Origin of the sequence: Kitasatospora albolonga (assembly GCA_002082585.1) — a bacterium.
Lineage (GTDB): Bacteria > Actinomycetota > Actinomycetes > Streptomycetales > Streptomycetaceae > Streptomyces > Streptomyces stephensoniae.
Map to the genome: position 1 here is coordinate 3,336,657 of CP020563.1, position 14,282 is coordinate 3,350,938.

Consider the following 14,282-nt stretch of genomic DNA (forward strand, 5'->3'; position numbering starts at 1 on the left):
TTGCGGCTCCTCGGGGCGTGGCGGGTGGTGCGGTGCTTCTCTGTGCGGGTGCGGCTGTGCTGCTGCTGTTCGGGGGCGGCTCGCGCCGTTGCTTCCAGCAGTCTGCTCAATGCGCCGGGCGTACGGGCGGGAATGCGGCGGTCTCCGTACGGTGGACGACCGGCGTGCGGTCCGGGGCGATGCGGACGACCAGGTGGCGGCGCCAGTGCTCGTCGTCGCGGTCGGGCCGGTCCTCGCGCCAGTGGCAGCCCCGGGTCTCCTCGCGCTCCCGGGCGGCGGCGACCAGGACCCGGGAGACCAGCAGCAGGTTGGTGACCTCCCAGGTGTCGACGCCGGGGACGGCGAGCTTGGGATCGGGGTCGTCCGCGTCGGCGGCGGCGCTGCGGTGCAGGGCCTCCAGCTCCTCGGCGGCGGTGGCCAGGGACGCGGCGGAGCGGAGGACTCCGGCGCCCCGGGTCATGACGCGCTGGATCGCCGTACGGGTCTCGGGGGCGATCAGCGCGACGGGGTCGTCCCCGCCTTCGCTCGCGGCCTCGGCCGGTTCCGTGCGGGGCGGGCGGGTCTCCGCGATGTCGGCGGCGATGCGCTCGGCGAAGACCAGCCCCTCCAGGAGGGAGTTCGACGCCAGCCGGTTGGCCCCGTGCACCCCCGTGCAGGCGACCTCGCCGCAGGCGTACAGACCGGGGACGGTCGTCCGGCCGCGCAGGTCCGTGCGGATGCCGCCGGAGGCGTAGTGCGCGGCCGGGGCGACCGGGACCGGCTCGGTGACCGGGTCGATGCCGTGGGCGCGGCAGGCGGCCAGGATGGTGGGGAAGCGCTGCTCCCACATCGCGGCGCCGAAGTGCCGGGCGTCCAGATACATGTGCTCGGTGCCGTGCTCGTGCATCCGGCGGGTGATGGCCTTGGCGACGATGTCGCGCGGGGCCAGCTCGGCCAGCTCGTGCTGCCCGAGCATGAAGCGGGTACCGGAGGCGTCGACGAGATGGGCGCCCTCGCCCCGTACCGCCTCGGAGACCAGCGGCTGCTGGCCCTCGCTGTCCGCGCCGAGGAAGAGGACGGTCGGGTGGAACTGGACGAACTCCAGGTCCGAGACCTCCGCCCCGGCCCGCAGCGCCAGCGCCACGCCGTCCCCGGTGGAGACCGAGGGGTTGGTGGTGGCGGAGAAGACCTGGCCCATGCCGCCGGTCGCGAGGACCACCGAGGGGGCCCGGACCGCGCCGACGCCGTCGTGCTGGCCCTCGCCCATGACATGGAGCGAGACCCCCGCCGTACGGCCTTCGGCGTCGGTGAGGAGGTCCAGGACGAGCGCGTTCTCGATGATGCGGAGGGCGGCCGCGCGGACCGCCTCGACCAGGGCGCGGGAGATCTCCGCGCCGGTCGCATCGCCGCCCGCGTGGGCGATGCGGCGGCGATGGTGGCCGCCCTCGCGGGTGAGCGCGATGTCGCCGCTGTCGGTGGTGTCGAAGTGCGCGCCCGTGGTGATCAGGCGGCGTACGGCGTCGGGGCCCTCGGTGACCAGGGTCCGTACGGCCTCCTCGTCGCAGAGGCCCGCGCCCGCGACCAGGGTGTCGGCGAGATGCTGCTCGGGGGTGTCGCCCTCGCCGAGGGCCGCGGCGATACCGCCCTGGGCCCAGCGGGTCGAGCCGTCGTCGAGCCGCGCCTTGGTGACGACCACGGTGTCCAGGCCGGCGGCGGCGCAGCGCAGGGCGGTGGTGAGACCGGCGACTCCGGAGCCGACCACCACGACGTCCGCGTCGATGGCCCAGCCGGGGGCGGGGGCGGTCAGCCGTATTCCGGTCACGAGAGGGCTCCGAAGGTGAGGGGGATGTTGTCGATGAGGCGGGTGTCCCCGACCCGGGCGGCGACGGCGAGGATCGCATCGCCGCTCTCGCGGTCGTCGGGGATCTCGGTGAAGTCCGCCGGGTCGACCAGGGCCAGGTAGTCCAGGACGAGCGGGTGCCTGCTCCGGGCGGCGGCCTCGTCCAGGATCGTCCGGGCGGTGGCCCGTACGGCGGCGGGCGCCCCGTTCGGCCGGGCCAGCGCGACGGCCTGGGCGTCGGCGGCGGCACGGGCCTCGCCGAGCCGGTTGAGCCCGGCGGCCCGGTCGCCGCCGGAGCCCGGGGCGGTGGCCTTGGCCCGCTCGTGCAGGGCCTGCTGGGCGGCGAGCCGGTCCCGGGCCGCGAACAGGGCGCGGGACAGGGCGAGGGCGGTGTGCCGCTCGTCGGCGCTCAGGAAGCGGTTGCGGCTGGAGAGCGCGAGGCCGTCCGCGTCCCGGACGGTGGGTACGCCGGTGATCCGGACGCCGAAGTTCAGGTCGCGGACCATGCGGCGGATCAGGGCGAGCTGCTGGGCGTCCTTCTGCCCGTACAGCGCCTCGTCGGGGCGGGTCAGGTGTAGGAGCTTGGCGACGACGGTGAGCATGCCGTCGAAGTGGCCGGGGCGGTGGGCGCCTTCGAGGCGCTCGCCCATGGGGCCCGCGGAGATCCGGACCTGGGGCTCGCCGCCGGGGTAGACCTCGTCCACACCGGGGGCGAAGACCGCGTCGGCGCCCGCCTCGGCGGCGGTGGCCAGGTCGGCGTCCAGGGTGCGCGGGTAGCGGTCGAGGTCGGCCGCCTCGCCGAACTGGAGCGGGTTGACGAAGACGGTCACCACGACCTGCCCGTCCGGGCCCGCCGCCTGCCGGGCGGCCCGGACGAGGGTGGCGTGGCCGTCGTGGAGGGCGCCCATGGTCATGACGACGACCCGCTCGGCGCCTGCGGGACGGGGGAGGGCGTCGAGCTCGGCGGCGGTACGGAGGAGGGCGGGGGCGGGACGCGGGGTGCCGGTGGCGCCCCGGCCACCCGTGGCGCCCGAGGTATCCGCGTTGTTCGCGTCTCCGGTCGGGGCGCCTGAAGCGCCTGCGGGGGTGGGGGCGCCAGCGGGGGCGGGGGCGCCAGCGGGGGCGGGGGCGCCTGGAGTGCCTGCGCTTCCGGTCGGGGTGGCCGAGGCGCCCGTGGGTCCCGGCGTACCCGTGGCGCCCATGGGTCCCGTGGCGCCCGTAGGTCCCGGCGTACCGGTGTTTCCGGTCGTGGTCATCGGGTCTCCCCCGTTCCGGGACGGCTCTCCTGGTCGGCCAGGGCGACGAGCAGGTCCTCCGCGAGCTCCGGCTTGAGCAGGCCGTGGGCCAGCGCCCGGTCGGCCGTGGCGCGGGCCATCGCGAGGTAGCCCCCGACCATCTGGGGGGCGTGCGCGCGCAGCTCGCCGACGTGGGCGGTGACCGTGCCCGCGTCGCCCCGGGCCACCGGGCCGGTCAGCGCGGCGTCACCGGAGCGCAGGGCGTTGTCCAGGGCGGCGCCGAGGAGCGGGCCGAGCATCCGGTCCGGGGCGCCGACCCCGGCCTTGGCCAGCAGCTCCATCGACTCGGCGACCAGGGTGACCAGGTGGTTCGCGCCCAGGGCGAGGGCCGCGTGGTAGAGCGGGCGGGACTCCTCGGCGATCCACTCCGGCTCGCCGCCCATCTCGATGACCAGCGCCTCGGCGGCCAGCCGCAGCTCCTCGGGGGCGGTGACCCCGAAGGAGCAGCCCGCCAGCCGCTGGACGTCGACATAGCTGCCGGTGAACGTCATCGCCGGGTGCAGCGCGAGCGGCAGGGCCCCGGCCCGCAGCGCGGGGTCCAGGACCCGGGCCCCGTACCGCCCGGAGGTGTGGACGAGCAGCTGTCCCGGCCGTACGGCACCGGTCTCGGCGAGCCCCTCGACCAGCCCGGGCAGCGCGTCGTCGGGGACGGTCAGCAGCACCAGCTCGGCGCGGGCGAGGACCTCGGCGGGCTCCACCACGGGCACGTCGGGGAGCAGGGCCGCCGCACGGCGCCGGGAGGCGTCGGAGACGCCCGAGACCGCCACCGGGCGGTGCCCGGCGAGCTGGAGCGCGGCGGCGAGCGCGGGGCCGACGCGGCCCGCTCCCACGACGCCGACGGTGAGGCGGGCGGGGCGGTCCCTCGCGTCGAGGGGTTCCTTGGGAACTGTCGTATTCACGCGGCGATGGCCTTCCGTTCCAGTCCGCGGGGGGTACCGGACGATTTCTCTGCATGCTACGCCAGCGTTTCGGCGAAGCCCGCCCACTGCCCACAGCCTGTGGATAACTTCGCGGGGCGGCGGAAATCCACGGGCCCGGCCGGAGGGCGCTGTCAGCGGCCCGGGGGATGATCGTCCCATGACAGCCATGGATGAGCAGGAGCAGCGGCGCCGCCGACTGGCCGCCTGGCGGGGGTCCCGGCGGGTGCTGGCCCGGATGGGCGCGGACGGCACACTGGGCGAGCGGCTGGCGGCGCTGACGGCCGACGCCTCCTCCGTACACGATCCGGACGACGCGGTGGATGTGTACGGGGGCGGGGTCGTCGCCGGGCTGGAGCGGCGGGTGGCCGGGCTGCTGGGGACGGAGGCGGCGGCGTTCTTCCCGACCGGCACGATGGCCCAGCAGGTCGCGCTGCGGTGCTGGGCGGAGCGTACGGGCGATACGACGGTGGCGCTGCACCCCCTGTCCCACCCGGAGCTGCACGAGGGCGGTGCGCTCGGGACGGTCAGCGGGCTGCGCACGGTGCACCCGACGTCCGCGCCCCGGCTGCCGGACGCCGAGGAGGTACGGGAGTTCCCCGAGCCGTTCGGCACGCTGATGCTGGAGCTGCCGCTGCGGGACGCCGGGTTCGTGCTGCCCACGTGGGACGAGCTGGAGGAGGTCGTGGCGGCGGCCCGGGAGCGGGACGCGGTGGTCCACCTGGACGGGGCGCGGCTCTGGGAGTGCACCGAGCACTTCGGGCGGGGCGTCGAGGAGATCGCGGCGCTCGCGGACAGCGTGTACGTGTCCTTCTACAAGTCGCTGGACGGGCTGTCCGGGGCGGCGCTGGCGGGCCCTTCGGCGCTGGTGGAGGAGGCCCGGGTGTGGCGCCACCGGTACGGGGGCCAGGTCTTCCAGCAGTACCCGGCGGCGCTCTCCGCCCTGCTCGGCCTGGAGCGGGAGCTGCCCCGGCTGCCGTCGTACGTGGCCCACGCGAAGGTGGTGGCGGCGGCGCTGGCGGAGGGGTTCGCGGAGGCGGGGGTGCCGTGGTTCCGGGTGCGTCCGGAGCCGCCGCACACGCACCAGTTCCAGGTCTGGCTGCCGTACGGGGCCGAGGTGCTGGACGAGGCGTCGGTGCGGCAGGCGGAGGAGACGGGCGTGACGCTGTTCCGCCGCTGGTCCGAGGGGACGGCGGGGGCGGCCGGGCTGCCGCCGGGGATCTCGTTCACCGAGGTGACGGTGGCGGGGGCGGGGCTGGAGTGGTCGGCGGAGGACGTACGGGAGGCGGTGGGGGTGTTCGTGGGGCTGCTGGAGCGGGTGTCGCAGGAGCAGAGGCCGTAGGAGTAAGCAGGAGTCAGGAGGGGCGGGGCGGGGCGGTGCCGGTGGTCGGCCTCCGCGCCCGGAGGGCCGCCGGCCGGTCCTCGCGCCCGGAGGGCCGTCGGCCGTCCCCGTCCTCGGGGTTCCGTCCTCGTGGGCCCGTCCTCCGGAGGCCCGCCCTCGGGGCCCGCCCGGGGTCCGCTCAGGGGTCCGTCCTCAAGCGCCGGGCAGGCTGTTCCCCCGTCGACGGGTGGGTCAGCCAGTGCCGGTACAGATCGCGCAGGGTCGTACGGTCGTGGCGGCCCGGCGGGGGCGGCGCGGGCTCGCCCAGGCGGGCCGCGCGGTAGGTGTCGAGCAGGTGCTGCTGGATGGCGTCCATACGTCCAGCGTGCGCCGGTCACCGCAGGTCCGCGCGCTGATTGACGGCCGCCGTCAAATGGGGCGACACCCCGTCCCCGTACCGCGCACCATAGGACGCGTGAGCGTGGACATCGACATCGCCGGCCTGCCCGCCGACCGCATCGTTTTCGCGGTCTCCCCGCTCGCGGAGCTGGGGGACGCGCTGCACGCGCTCTCCGAGCCCGGCCACCACCCCGGCGTGCACGGCTGGGCCACCGCGACCTCGGCAGCCCTGGAGCCCGGTCTCGCCGACCGGCTGCTGGAGGCGGAGTTCCTCTGGCGGCACAGCTTCTCCGACATCTTCATGCCGTACGCCGGAATCCCCGGGGGCGACGGCAGGCCCGGGGCGACCCTCGCCGAGGACCTGGACATCCTGGACCGGCTGGACGACGAGCGGTTCGTCACGGCGGCGCTGGAGTTCACCTGCGCCGGGCTGTACGGGGAGGATGCCGCCTCCCCGCTGTCGGACCCGGCGATGCGGGACCGCGCCCTGGAGCTGGCGGCGGCGCGCGGCCCCCGGCAGGTGAGGTTCACCCAGCGGCTGCTGGCCGACCCCGCCCCCGTACGCCGCTGGATTCGGCGGCTCTTCGAGGACTGCGACCAGGCGTTCTTCGCGGACACCTGGCGCCGGGTCTCCGTCCAGCTGGTCGCCGACGCCCGGTACAAGACGGAGGTGCTGCGGCACAAGGGCGTCCGGGAGGCACTCGGCGCGGTCTCCACCGCCCTGACCCTGGACGAGGAGGCGGGCAGGCTCTCCGTCGACAAGCTGTCCGAGGCCCGGACCACCGCCGTCGACCCGGACGTCGGCACCGGCCTCACCCTGATGCCCAGCAGCTTCGGCTGGCCGCACCTGATGGTGGTGTACGCACCGGGCTGGCGGCCGGTGATCCAGTACCCGGTCCGCCTCCCCGACCTGCCCGCCCCCGCCTCCGTGGAGCTGCTCCAGCGCCGGATGGAGGCCCTGGCCCACCCCATGCGGATGCGCCTGTGCCGCAACCTGGCCCGCTCGGCGTACACCACCGGCGAGCTGGCCGACGCCCACCGGATCACCGCGCCCGAGGTCTCCCGGCATCTGTCGGTGCTGAAGAAGGCGGGCCTGATCACGACGCGGCGCCGGGGACGGTACGTACTGCACCAGCTGGATCTGACGGTCGTCGCCCGCATCGGCAGCGACTTCCTGGAGGGCGTGCTGCGCTGAGCCCACCTGGCCCCCGCGCACCGGGGTCCGGCGCTCTCAGTCGAAGCGCAGGTGCCGCAGGCCCGTCCAGGTCCGCCGCAGCCGGTGGCGCAGCCGACTGTCCGTGTCCGGTGCGAGCGTCAGCCCCGCCGCCCCCGCCACCAGGTCCGCGACCTGGGGCACCGTGATGTCGTCCGTACGGACATGGCGGGCGAACTCCGGCCCGGCGAGCCGCTCAAGGCAGTCGTCCAGCCGCCGCACCGCGAAGCTCTCCCGCTTCAGCCCGAGCCCGAGGCCGCGCTCCCGCAGCCGCCGCAGCACCGTCTCCCGGTCGGCGAGCAGGGCGCTGTGGTGGACGGTGTGGCCGTCCTCGCGCAGCCCTCCGACGATCTCCGCGAAGTACCCGGGGTCGACCAGGGTCATCGGCGCGATCACCGGCCCCGGATGCCCCTTCAGCGCCAGCCCGAGCACTTCGCGGACCCCCGCCCGCCAGGCGGCCAGGTCCTGGAAGTCGCCGCGCAGCTCCGGCGGCAGGGTGCGGTGCAGGCCGAAGCCGATGTGCTCCGGGTCGCAGACCGTACTGCCCGGCAGCCGCCGCCGGATCTCGTACGCGGTCTGCGTCTTGCCGCCCCCGAACGGGCCGTTGATCCACAGCAGTGTTCCCATGCGCCGAACCCCCGTTCCCTCGTCAGCTCCTCAGCCCGCTCCCCCGCCCGCCCGCACCAGCCCCGTCTCGTAGGCGAGGACGACGACCTGGACGCGGTCGCGCAGGCTCAGCTTGGTGAGGATGCGGCCGACGTGGGTCTTGACCGTCGCCTCGGAGAGGACGAGGCGGGCGGCGATCTCCCCGTTGGAGAGGCCCTGCGCGACCAGGAGCATCACCTCGCGCTCGCGTTCGGTGAGCTTCTCGATGTGCTTGTTCTTCGGCTCCTTCTCGCTGCTGGGCAGCATCGGCGAGAAGCGGTCGAGCAGCCGACGGGTGGTGGAGGGGGCGACGACGGCGTCGCCGCTGTGCACCGAGCGGATCGCGGAGAGCAGTTCGGCGGGCGGCACGTCCTTGAGCATGAAGCCGCTGGCGCCCGCCTTCAGCCCGGAGAAGGCGTACTCGTCCAGGTCGAACGTCGTCAGGATCAGCACCTTCGGCGGATTCGGCTGCGCGCAGATCCGGCGGGTCGCCTCGACCCCGTCCAGCCGGGGCATACGGACGTCCATCAGGACCACGTCCACGGCCGTCGAGCGCAGGATCTCGATCGCCTCGGCGCCGTCCCCGGCCTCGGCCACGACCTCCATGTCGGGCTGGGCGGCCAGGACCATGCGGAAGCCCGTACGGAGAAGCACCTGGTCGTCGACGAGCATCACGCGGATGGCCATGGGGTCTGTGTCCTGTCCTGTATGGGGCCTGTACGGGTGGCAAGAAGTCGCTGGGAAGGGACGGGGTGGGGCGGTGCGGGGTGCTACTCGGCCGGTTTCAGCGGCAGCAGCGCACTGATCCGGAAACCCCCGCCGGGGCGCGGCCCGGCGTCCAGGGTGCCACCGACCATGCCGACCCGCTCCCGCATCCCGATCATCCCGTGTCCGGCGCCGTCCGCGCCGCCGTCCTCGTACAACTCGTGCGCCGCGCCCCGGCCGTCGTCCTCGACCAGCAGCCCGAGGCCGTCGTCGAAGTAGACCAGCCGGACGCTGGCCCCGGCGTCGGGGCCGCCGTGCTTGCGGGTGTTCGTGAGGGCTTCCTGCACGATCCGGTACGCGGTCAGCTCCACGCCGCTCGGCAGCGGGCGGGCGGTGCCCTCCACCTTGAAGTCCACGGCCAGACCGGTCTGCCGGACCTGCTCGACCAGTTCCTCGATCTGCTCCACGTCGGGCTGCGGGACGTACTCCCCGCTCTCCCGTGTGTCACCGGTCCGCAGCACCCCCAGCAGCCGACGCATCTCGGCCAGCGCCTGGCGGCCGGTGGAGGAGATCGTCTCCAGCGCCTGCCGGGCCTGGTCGGGCGCCGCGTCCAGGACGTAGGCCGCGCCGTCGGCCTGGACCACCATCACGGAGACGTTGTGCGCGACGACATCGTGCAGCTCGCGGGCGATCCGGGCCCGTTCGGCGGCCACGGCCACCTTGGACTGCGCCTCGCGCTCCCGCTCCAGCCGGGCGGCGCGCTCCTCCAGCTGGCTGAAGTAGGCCCGCCGGGTGCGCAGCGAGTCGCCCATCACCCAGGCCAGCACGAACGGCACCGTCATGACGACCGTCACGAAGATCATCTGGGGCCAGGAGCCGCCCGGCTCCGCCTCCCAGCGCAGCTGCGACAGGGCGGCGGCGCTCAGGCTGCACACCAGGGCGAGCCGGGAGGCCCAGCGCTCCCCGATCGTGGCCACCGTGAAGGTGATCACCAGCATCGCGAAGTTGCCGATCCCCGGCCGGACGTCGAAGAGCAGCTGGCAGAGGCCCACCGCGATGGCGAGCAGCAGCATCCTCTCCGGGACCCTCCGGCGCAGCGCCACGACCGTGGAGAGCCCGAACGCGACCGGAACCGCGAGGATCTCCTCCCGCCCGGCGGCGTACATGCCCGACGCCATCGACATGCCGGAGAGCCCGAGGAGGACGACCGCCCAGAAGACGTCGACGCCCGTCGGGTGTCTGCGGAGAAAATCGTAGAGGCGCTGCACGTAGCCAGCGTAAGGACAGCGGATAGGTGCCCGGGTCAACCGGAGGGTCGATCCAGATCCTGGGGCCGTACTCCCCAAGGTGGAGACTTGCCCGTATGACGGAGGAGTGGCGCGGGTGGCGGGAGGCGGCCGAGGCCGCTCTGTACGGGGACGGGGGCTTCTACCGGAGCCCGGTCCGGAGCCCGCGGGGACCGGCGGGCCACTTCCGTACGTCGGTCCACGCCTCGCCCCTGTTCGCCCGGGCGGTGGCCCGGCTGCTGGCCCGGACCGCGCGGGAGCTGTCCACGGACTCGGTGGCCCTGGTGGATGTGGGTGCGGGGCGCGGTGAGCTGTTGACCGGGGTGCTCGCCGCCGTCCCGGAGGGGCTGGAGGTGATCCCGTACGGGGTGGAGGTCGCCGCCCGCCCGCCGGGGCTGGACCCCCGTGTCCGCTGGTGCGCCGAGGTGCCCCGGGGCGTGACCGGGCTGCTGTTCGCCAACGAGTGGCTGGACAACGTGCCGGTGGAGGTGGCGGAGGCGGACGGGGACGGCACCCCCCGGTACGTCCAGGTGCGGACCTCGGACGGGGCGGAGCGCCTCGGCCCGCCGGTGACCGGGGCGGACGCGGTGTGGCTGGAGCGCTGGTGGCCGCTGTCCGCACCGGGCGAGCGGGCGGAGATCGGGCTGCCCCGGGACCTCGCCTGGGCGCGGGCGGCGGGTTCGCTGGCGGCGGGGCTCGCGGTGGCGGTGGACTACGCGCATGTACGGGGGGCCCGGCCGCCCTTCGGGACGCTGACCGGGTTCCGGGGCGGGCGCGAGGTGCACCCGGTGCCGGACGGCTCCTGCGACCTGACCGCGCATGTGGCGCTGGACGCGTGCGCGGCGGCGGGCCCGGGGGCGGTGGAGCTGACGGACCAGCGGACGGCGCTCGGCGGGCTGGGGGTCTCCGGCGGCCGGCCGCCGCTGGGCCTGGCCGCGTCCGATCCGGCGGCGTACGTCAGCGCGCTGGCGTCGGCGGGCGAGGCGGCGGAGCTGACCGCGCGCGGCGGACTGGGCGACTTCGGGTGGCTGCTGCACCGGGTGGGTCCGGGCCGGGGGTGAGCGCCCGTACGGACGCGGCGGGCAGGGAATACTGGCCCCCATGACGGAGACGACCATCGGCATCGGCGGCGCGGCGGAGAGCACCGACATGGTGCTCAACATCGGCCCGCAGCACCCCTCCACCCACGGCGTGCTCCGGCTCCGGATCGTCCTGGACGGGGAACGCGTCCAGCACGCCGAACCGGTCATCGGCTATATGCACCGGGGCGCGGAGAAGCTCTTCGAGGCGCGCGACTACCGGCAGATCATCATGCTCGCCAACCGCCACGACTGGCTCTCCGCCTTCTCCAACGAGCTGGGCGTCGTGATGGCCGTCGAGCGGATGCTCGGCATGGAGGTCCCCGAGCGCGCGGTCTGGACGCGGACGCTGCTCGCCGAGCTGAACCGGGTCCTCAACCACCTGATGTTCCTCGGCTCCTACCCGCTCGAACTGGGCGGCATCACCCCGGTCTTCCACGCCTTCCGGGAGCGCGAGGAGCTCCAGGCGGTGATGGAGGAGGTCTCCGGCGGCCGGATGCACTACATGTTCAACCGGGTCGGCGGGCTCAAGGAGGACATCCCGGCGGGCTGGACCGGCCGGGTCCGGGACGCCGTCGTCTCGGTCCGCTCCCGCATGGACGTGTACGAGAACCTGGTCCTCGGCAACGAGATCTTCCGGGGCCGTACGCGCGATGTCGGCGTGCTCTCCGCCGGGGCCGTGCACGCGTACGGGGTGTCGGGGCCGATCGCCCGCGCCTCGGGCGTCGACTTCGACCTGCGGCGCGACGAGCCGTACCTCGCGTACGGGGAGCTCCGGGACACCCTGAAGGTGGTCACCCGGACCGAGGGCGACTGCCTGGCCCGCTTCGAATGCCTGCTGGAGCAGACCCTCAACTCCCTGGACCTGGCGGACGCCTGCCTGGACCGGCTGGCCGGCCTGGCGCCGGGGCCGGTCAACCAGCGGCTGCCCAAGGTGCTCAAGGCGCCCGAGGGGCACACGTACGCCTGGACGGAGAACCCGCTCGGCATCAACGGCTACTACCTGGTCTCCAAGGGCGAGAAGACCCCGTACCGGCTAAAGCTGCGCTCCGCCTCCTTCAACAACATCCAGGCGCTCACCGAACTGCTGCCGGGGACGCTGGTCTCCGACATGGTGGCGATCCTGGGCTCGCTCTTCTTCGTCGTCGGCGACATCGACAAGTAGCCGGTCGGCCGCCCCTCAGGAGACCGCGCCGCGCAGCCGCGCCACGTCGATCTGCTCGGTCTCGTCGTGCGCGGTGAGGTCGATGACCTTGCCGACGGCCCGGTTCTGCGCCGCTCCCGTGCGGTGGACGGCGAGCGCCTCCTCGCCGACGACGTCCGCGAGGTCCTCGTTCTGCACGGCCTCGATCGCGGCGTTCGCCTTCTGGGCGTTCTGCGTGCCGAAGAAGTCGAAGCTGCCCTGCGGGACGAGGTGACGGCGGGCGGCGGCATACGGAACGACGGCCGACGCGGCGGGAACCGTACGCGGTACGTGCACGGGCGCGGCGGAGCCGGAGGCCGCGGGGGCGATCGGGGCCGGGGGCGCGGGGGCCGGGGCTTTCATGGCCGGTACGCCGGTGCCCTCGGGACCGACCGCCGGGGCACCGGGAGCCGGGGTGTTCGGCGTCGGAGCGTTCACGGCCGGGGCGTTCGGGGCGGGGGTGTTCGGGGCGGGGGTGTTCGGGGCGGGAGCGCTCGCGCCCAGGACGTTCGGGGCGGGAGCGCTCGCGGCCGGGGTATTCACCGCCGGGGCGCTCGGTGCCTGGATGCTCGGCGTCTGGGTGTTCGCGGCCGGGGCGGGCAGTGGCGTCGACGGGCGGCGGTGCTGGCCGTGCTCGCCCGCCCCGGTGGCCGCCGCGTCCTTCCCCTGCGGGCCCCCGCCCTCCGCGCCCCGCTCCGGGGCGTCCCGCCGGGCCGCCCCGGCGGTGCGGCGGGCTTCCTGGAGGGCGGCGTTGCGCGTGAGGTTCAGCAGGGCCTCGTCCGCCCGGCGGTACGCCTCCGGGGTCGGCCTGGACCGTCCGGCGGGCAGCTCGGCGGGCGTGGCGGCGGCCTCGATGGCGAGCTGCCTGCGGCCCTCCAGCGCACTGGCCCGCTCGGTCTCGGCGGTGGCGTACCGGCGCAGCAGCCCCGCGTGCTCCCCGCGCAGTCCGGCGAGCTCCACACGCTTGCGGCGGAGCTTGGTCTCCAGACGGGTGCGCAGCGCGCGCGACTCCTCCAGATCCTGCTCCAGCTCGGCTATCCGCTCCTCGGCCCGCCACTCGTCACGGTTGCGCGCCCGCTCCAGCTCGGCGACCCGCAGCCCCGCGGCCCGGTCCCAGCTGCGCATCAGATACGCGCCGGTCAGGGCCGCGGCGGCCACGACGGCCACCAGGCCGCGCAGGACGAGGGGTTCGGCGAGGAGCCAGGCGCCGGAGGCACCGACGACCGACACTCCCGCCACCACGGAGGGCGGCAGGATTCTGTGAAGGGGTGGCGAATGGCGGTGGCGTCCACGTGGCATGGCCTGAAATTTACCGTGTGTACGCGCCACTTGGGGGGCCGCCCGGCAATCTTTCCCCGCCGGTTACCTCGCGGCCCCCCGAAGCGCCTCACTTCTTGATCATTTCCCGGTCGGGAACAACTCCCCGGCCGGGCCCTACTTCTTGATCAGGCCCTTCGACTCCAGATACTCCTTCGCCACGTCGGTCGGCTTCGCGCGCTCGGCGTCGACCTTGCGGTTGAGCTCGGCGAGGTCTTCCGTGGTGAGGGTGTCGGTGAGCTTTCCGAGCGCCTCGGCGATCTCCGGAGCGCCCGCGTCCTTGGCATTGAGGACCGGCAGGACGTTATCGGCGTTCTGGAGCTTCTTGTCGTCCTCCAGGAACACCAGCCCGTCCAGCACCGCGTCCGTGGTGGTCGTCAGGACCAGCTCGACCTTGCCGTCGCGGACGGCCTGCTTGGAGGCGGGGGTGCCGACGCCCTTGGGGTCGATCCCGGTGACGTCGATGCCGTACGTCTTCTTCAGACCGGGTGCGCAGAAGGGCCGCACCTCGCACTCGTCGCCCGCCGCGATCTTCACCTTGAGCTTGGACTTCCCGAGATCGGAAAGGGTCTTGAGGTTGTTCTTCTCGGCGAATTCCTTGGAGACCGCGAAGGCGTTCTGGTCGACGGCCTTCCCGGCCGGGAGCACCTTGAGGCCCAGCGGAGTGGCGAGCTTCTCCAGGGCGGCGACCGTGGCGTCGGCGTCTCCGGAGGCGAGGGGGTTGTTCTGGGCCTTCTCCGCCCCGTTCACCTTGGCGTTGAGGAATTCGGTGATGGTGGCGGCGTATTCGGGTACGACGTCGATCTCGCCCTTCTCCAGCGAGGGCTCGTACAGCTCACGGTTCTTCACCGTGGTGATCGAGGTGCTGTACCCGGCGTCGCCCAGGATCTGCGCGTACAGCTCGGCGAGCACCTTGGACTCGGTGAACGCCGCCGCGCCGACGACGAGCGTGCCCTTCTTGCCGTCGCCCGAGGCCCCGGAGCCGCCGCCCTTCTCCTGCTCCAGGCTGTCGCCGCCGCAGGCCGCCAGCGACCCGGCCAGCGCCACCATGCCGATGACCGCTCCGGCTATCCGCGAGGTCCTGCTCATGTCGTTCTCCGTCC

General features: G+C 74.3%; 12 protein-coding genes. 4 read left to right on the forward strand and 8 right to left on the reverse strand.

The window, feature by feature from the left end; all coding sequences use genetic code 11:
* Nucleotides 1–106 precede the first annotated feature (106 nt).
* The 3 genes from B7C62_14430 to B7C62_14440 are packed head-to-tail and all read right to left on the reverse strand — an operon-like array spanning nt 107 to nt 4,013.
* A complete protein-coding gene (locus B7C62_14430) occupies nt 107–1,801 on the reverse strand; it encodes an L-aspartate oxidase (protein ARF73330.1) in 1,695 nt (564 codons plus the stop codon).
* Nucleotides 1,798–3,075, reverse strand: coding sequence for a pantoate--beta-alanine ligase (locus B7C62_14435; GenBank protein ID ARF73331.1), 1,278 nt, complete (start codon nt 3,073–3,075; stop codon nt 1,798–1,800). The genes B7C62_14430 and B7C62_14435 overlap by 4 nt, the downstream gene beginning before the upstream one ends.
* On the reverse strand, nt 3,072–4,013 hold the full coding sequence (locus B7C62_14440) for an oxidoreductase (GenBank protein ARF73332.1): 942 nt from the start codon (nt 4,011–4,013) through the stop codon (nt 3,072–3,074). Before B7C62_14440 ends, B7C62_14435 begins: the two co-directional genes overlap by 4 nt.
* A gap of 178 nt (nt 4,014–4,191) precedes the next feature.
* On the opposite strand from B7C62_14440, the gene B7C62_14445 reads away from it, so the two are divergent.
* Both B7C62_14445 and B7C62_14450 read left to right on the forward strand, forming a co-directional pair.
* On the forward strand, nt 4,192–5,373 hold the full coding sequence (locus tag B7C62_14445; GenBank protein ID ARF73333.1) for a threonine aldolase: 1,182 nt from the start codon (nt 4,192–4,194) through the stop codon (nt 5,371–5,373).
* Nucleotides 5,374–5,833: 460 nt separating this feature from the next.
* Nucleotides 5,834–6,946: a transcriptional regulator gene (locus B7C62_14450; GenBank protein ID ARF73334.1), complete on the forward strand. Its 1,113-nt coding sequence runs from the start codon at nt 5,834–5,836 to the stop codon at nt 6,944–6,946.
* Between the two features lie 36 nt (nt 6,947–6,982).
* On the opposite strand, the gene B7C62_14455 is transcribed toward B7C62_14450, so the two are convergent.
* The 3 genes from B7C62_14455 to B7C62_14465 form a co-directional block, all read right to left on the reverse strand.
* Entirely contained in the window at nt 6,983–7,591 is a 609-nt protein-coding gene (locus B7C62_14455) for a hypothetical protein (GenBank protein ID ARF73335.1), read from the reverse strand.
* A gap of 30 nt (nt 7,592–7,621) precedes the next feature.
* Nucleotides 7,622–8,296, reverse strand: a complete 675-nt coding sequence (locus B7C62_14460; protein ID ARF73336.1) for a DNA-binding response regulator — start codon at nt 8,294–8,296, stop codon at nt 7,622–7,624.
* 83 nt (nt 8,297–8,379) lie between these two features.
* Nucleotides 8,380–9,582 carry a two-component sensor histidine kinase gene (locus tag B7C62_14465; protein ARF73337.1) on the reverse strand — a complete coding sequence of 401 codons (1,203 nt, stop codon included), beginning with the start codon at nt 9,580–9,582 and terminating at the stop codon, nt 8,380–8,382.
* Nucleotides 9,583–9,677: 95 nt separating this feature from the next.
* Here B7C62_14465 and B7C62_14470 point away from each other — a divergent pair, with 95 nt between their 5' ends.
* Nucleotides 9,678–10,661 (forward strand): hypothetical protein, encoded by a 984-nt coding sequence (locus B7C62_14470; GenBank protein ARF73338.1) that lies wholly within the window; start codon nt 9,678–9,680, stop codon nt 10,659–10,661.
* Nucleotides 10,662–10,701: 40 nt separating this feature from the next.
* Nucleotides 10,702–11,844: an NADH dehydrogenase subunit D gene (locus B7C62_14475; GenBank protein ID ARF73339.1), complete on the forward strand. Its 1,143-nt coding sequence runs from the start codon at nt 10,702–10,704 to the stop codon at nt 11,842–11,844.
* Between the two features lie 15 nt (nt 11,845–11,859).
* On the opposite strand, the gene B7C62_14480 is transcribed toward B7C62_14475, so the two are convergent.
* A complete protein-coding gene (locus B7C62_14480; GenBank protein ARF73340.1) occupies nt 11,860–13,104 on the reverse strand; it encodes a hypothetical protein in 1,245 nt (414 codons plus the stop codon).
* A gap of 192 nt (nt 13,105–13,296) precedes the next feature.
* Complete coding sequence (locus tag B7C62_14485) at nt 13,297–14,268, reverse strand: amino acid ABC transporter substrate-binding protein (GenBank protein ID ARF73341.1); 972 nt, start codon at nt 14,266–14,268, stop codon at nt 13,297–13,299.
* Nucleotides 14,269–14,282: the final 14 nt, after the last annotated feature.

Bases quoted from the DNA above. Each gene is read 5' to 3' on its own strand.
- B7C62_14485 (ARF73341.1), bottom strand. From the start codon at position 14,268: ATGAGCAGGACCTCGCGGATAGCCGGAGCGGTCATCGGCATGGTGGCG.
- B7C62_14435 (ARF73331.1), bottom strand. From the start codon at position 3,075: ATGACCACGACCGGAAACACCGGTACGCCGGGACCTACGGGCGCCACG.
- B7C62_14445 (ARF73333.1), top strand. From the start codon at position 4,192: ATGACAGCCATGGATGAGCAGGAGCAGCGGCGCCGCCGACTGGCCGCC.
- B7C62_14475 (ARF73339.1), top strand. From the start codon at position 10,702: ATGACGGAGACGACCATCGGCATCGGCGGCGCGGCGGAGAGCACCGAC.
- B7C62_14455 (ARF73335.1), bottom strand. From the start codon at position 7,591: ATGGGAACACTGCTGTGGATCAACGGCCCGTTCGGGGGCGGCAAGACG.
- B7C62_14460 (ARF73336.1), bottom strand. From the start codon at position 8,296: ATGGCCATCCGCGTGATGCTCGTCGACGACCAGGTGCTTCTCCGTACG.
- B7C62_14470 (ARF73338.1), top strand. From the start codon at position 9,678: ATGACGGAGGAGTGGCGCGGGTGGCGGGAGGCGGCCGAGGCCGCTCTG.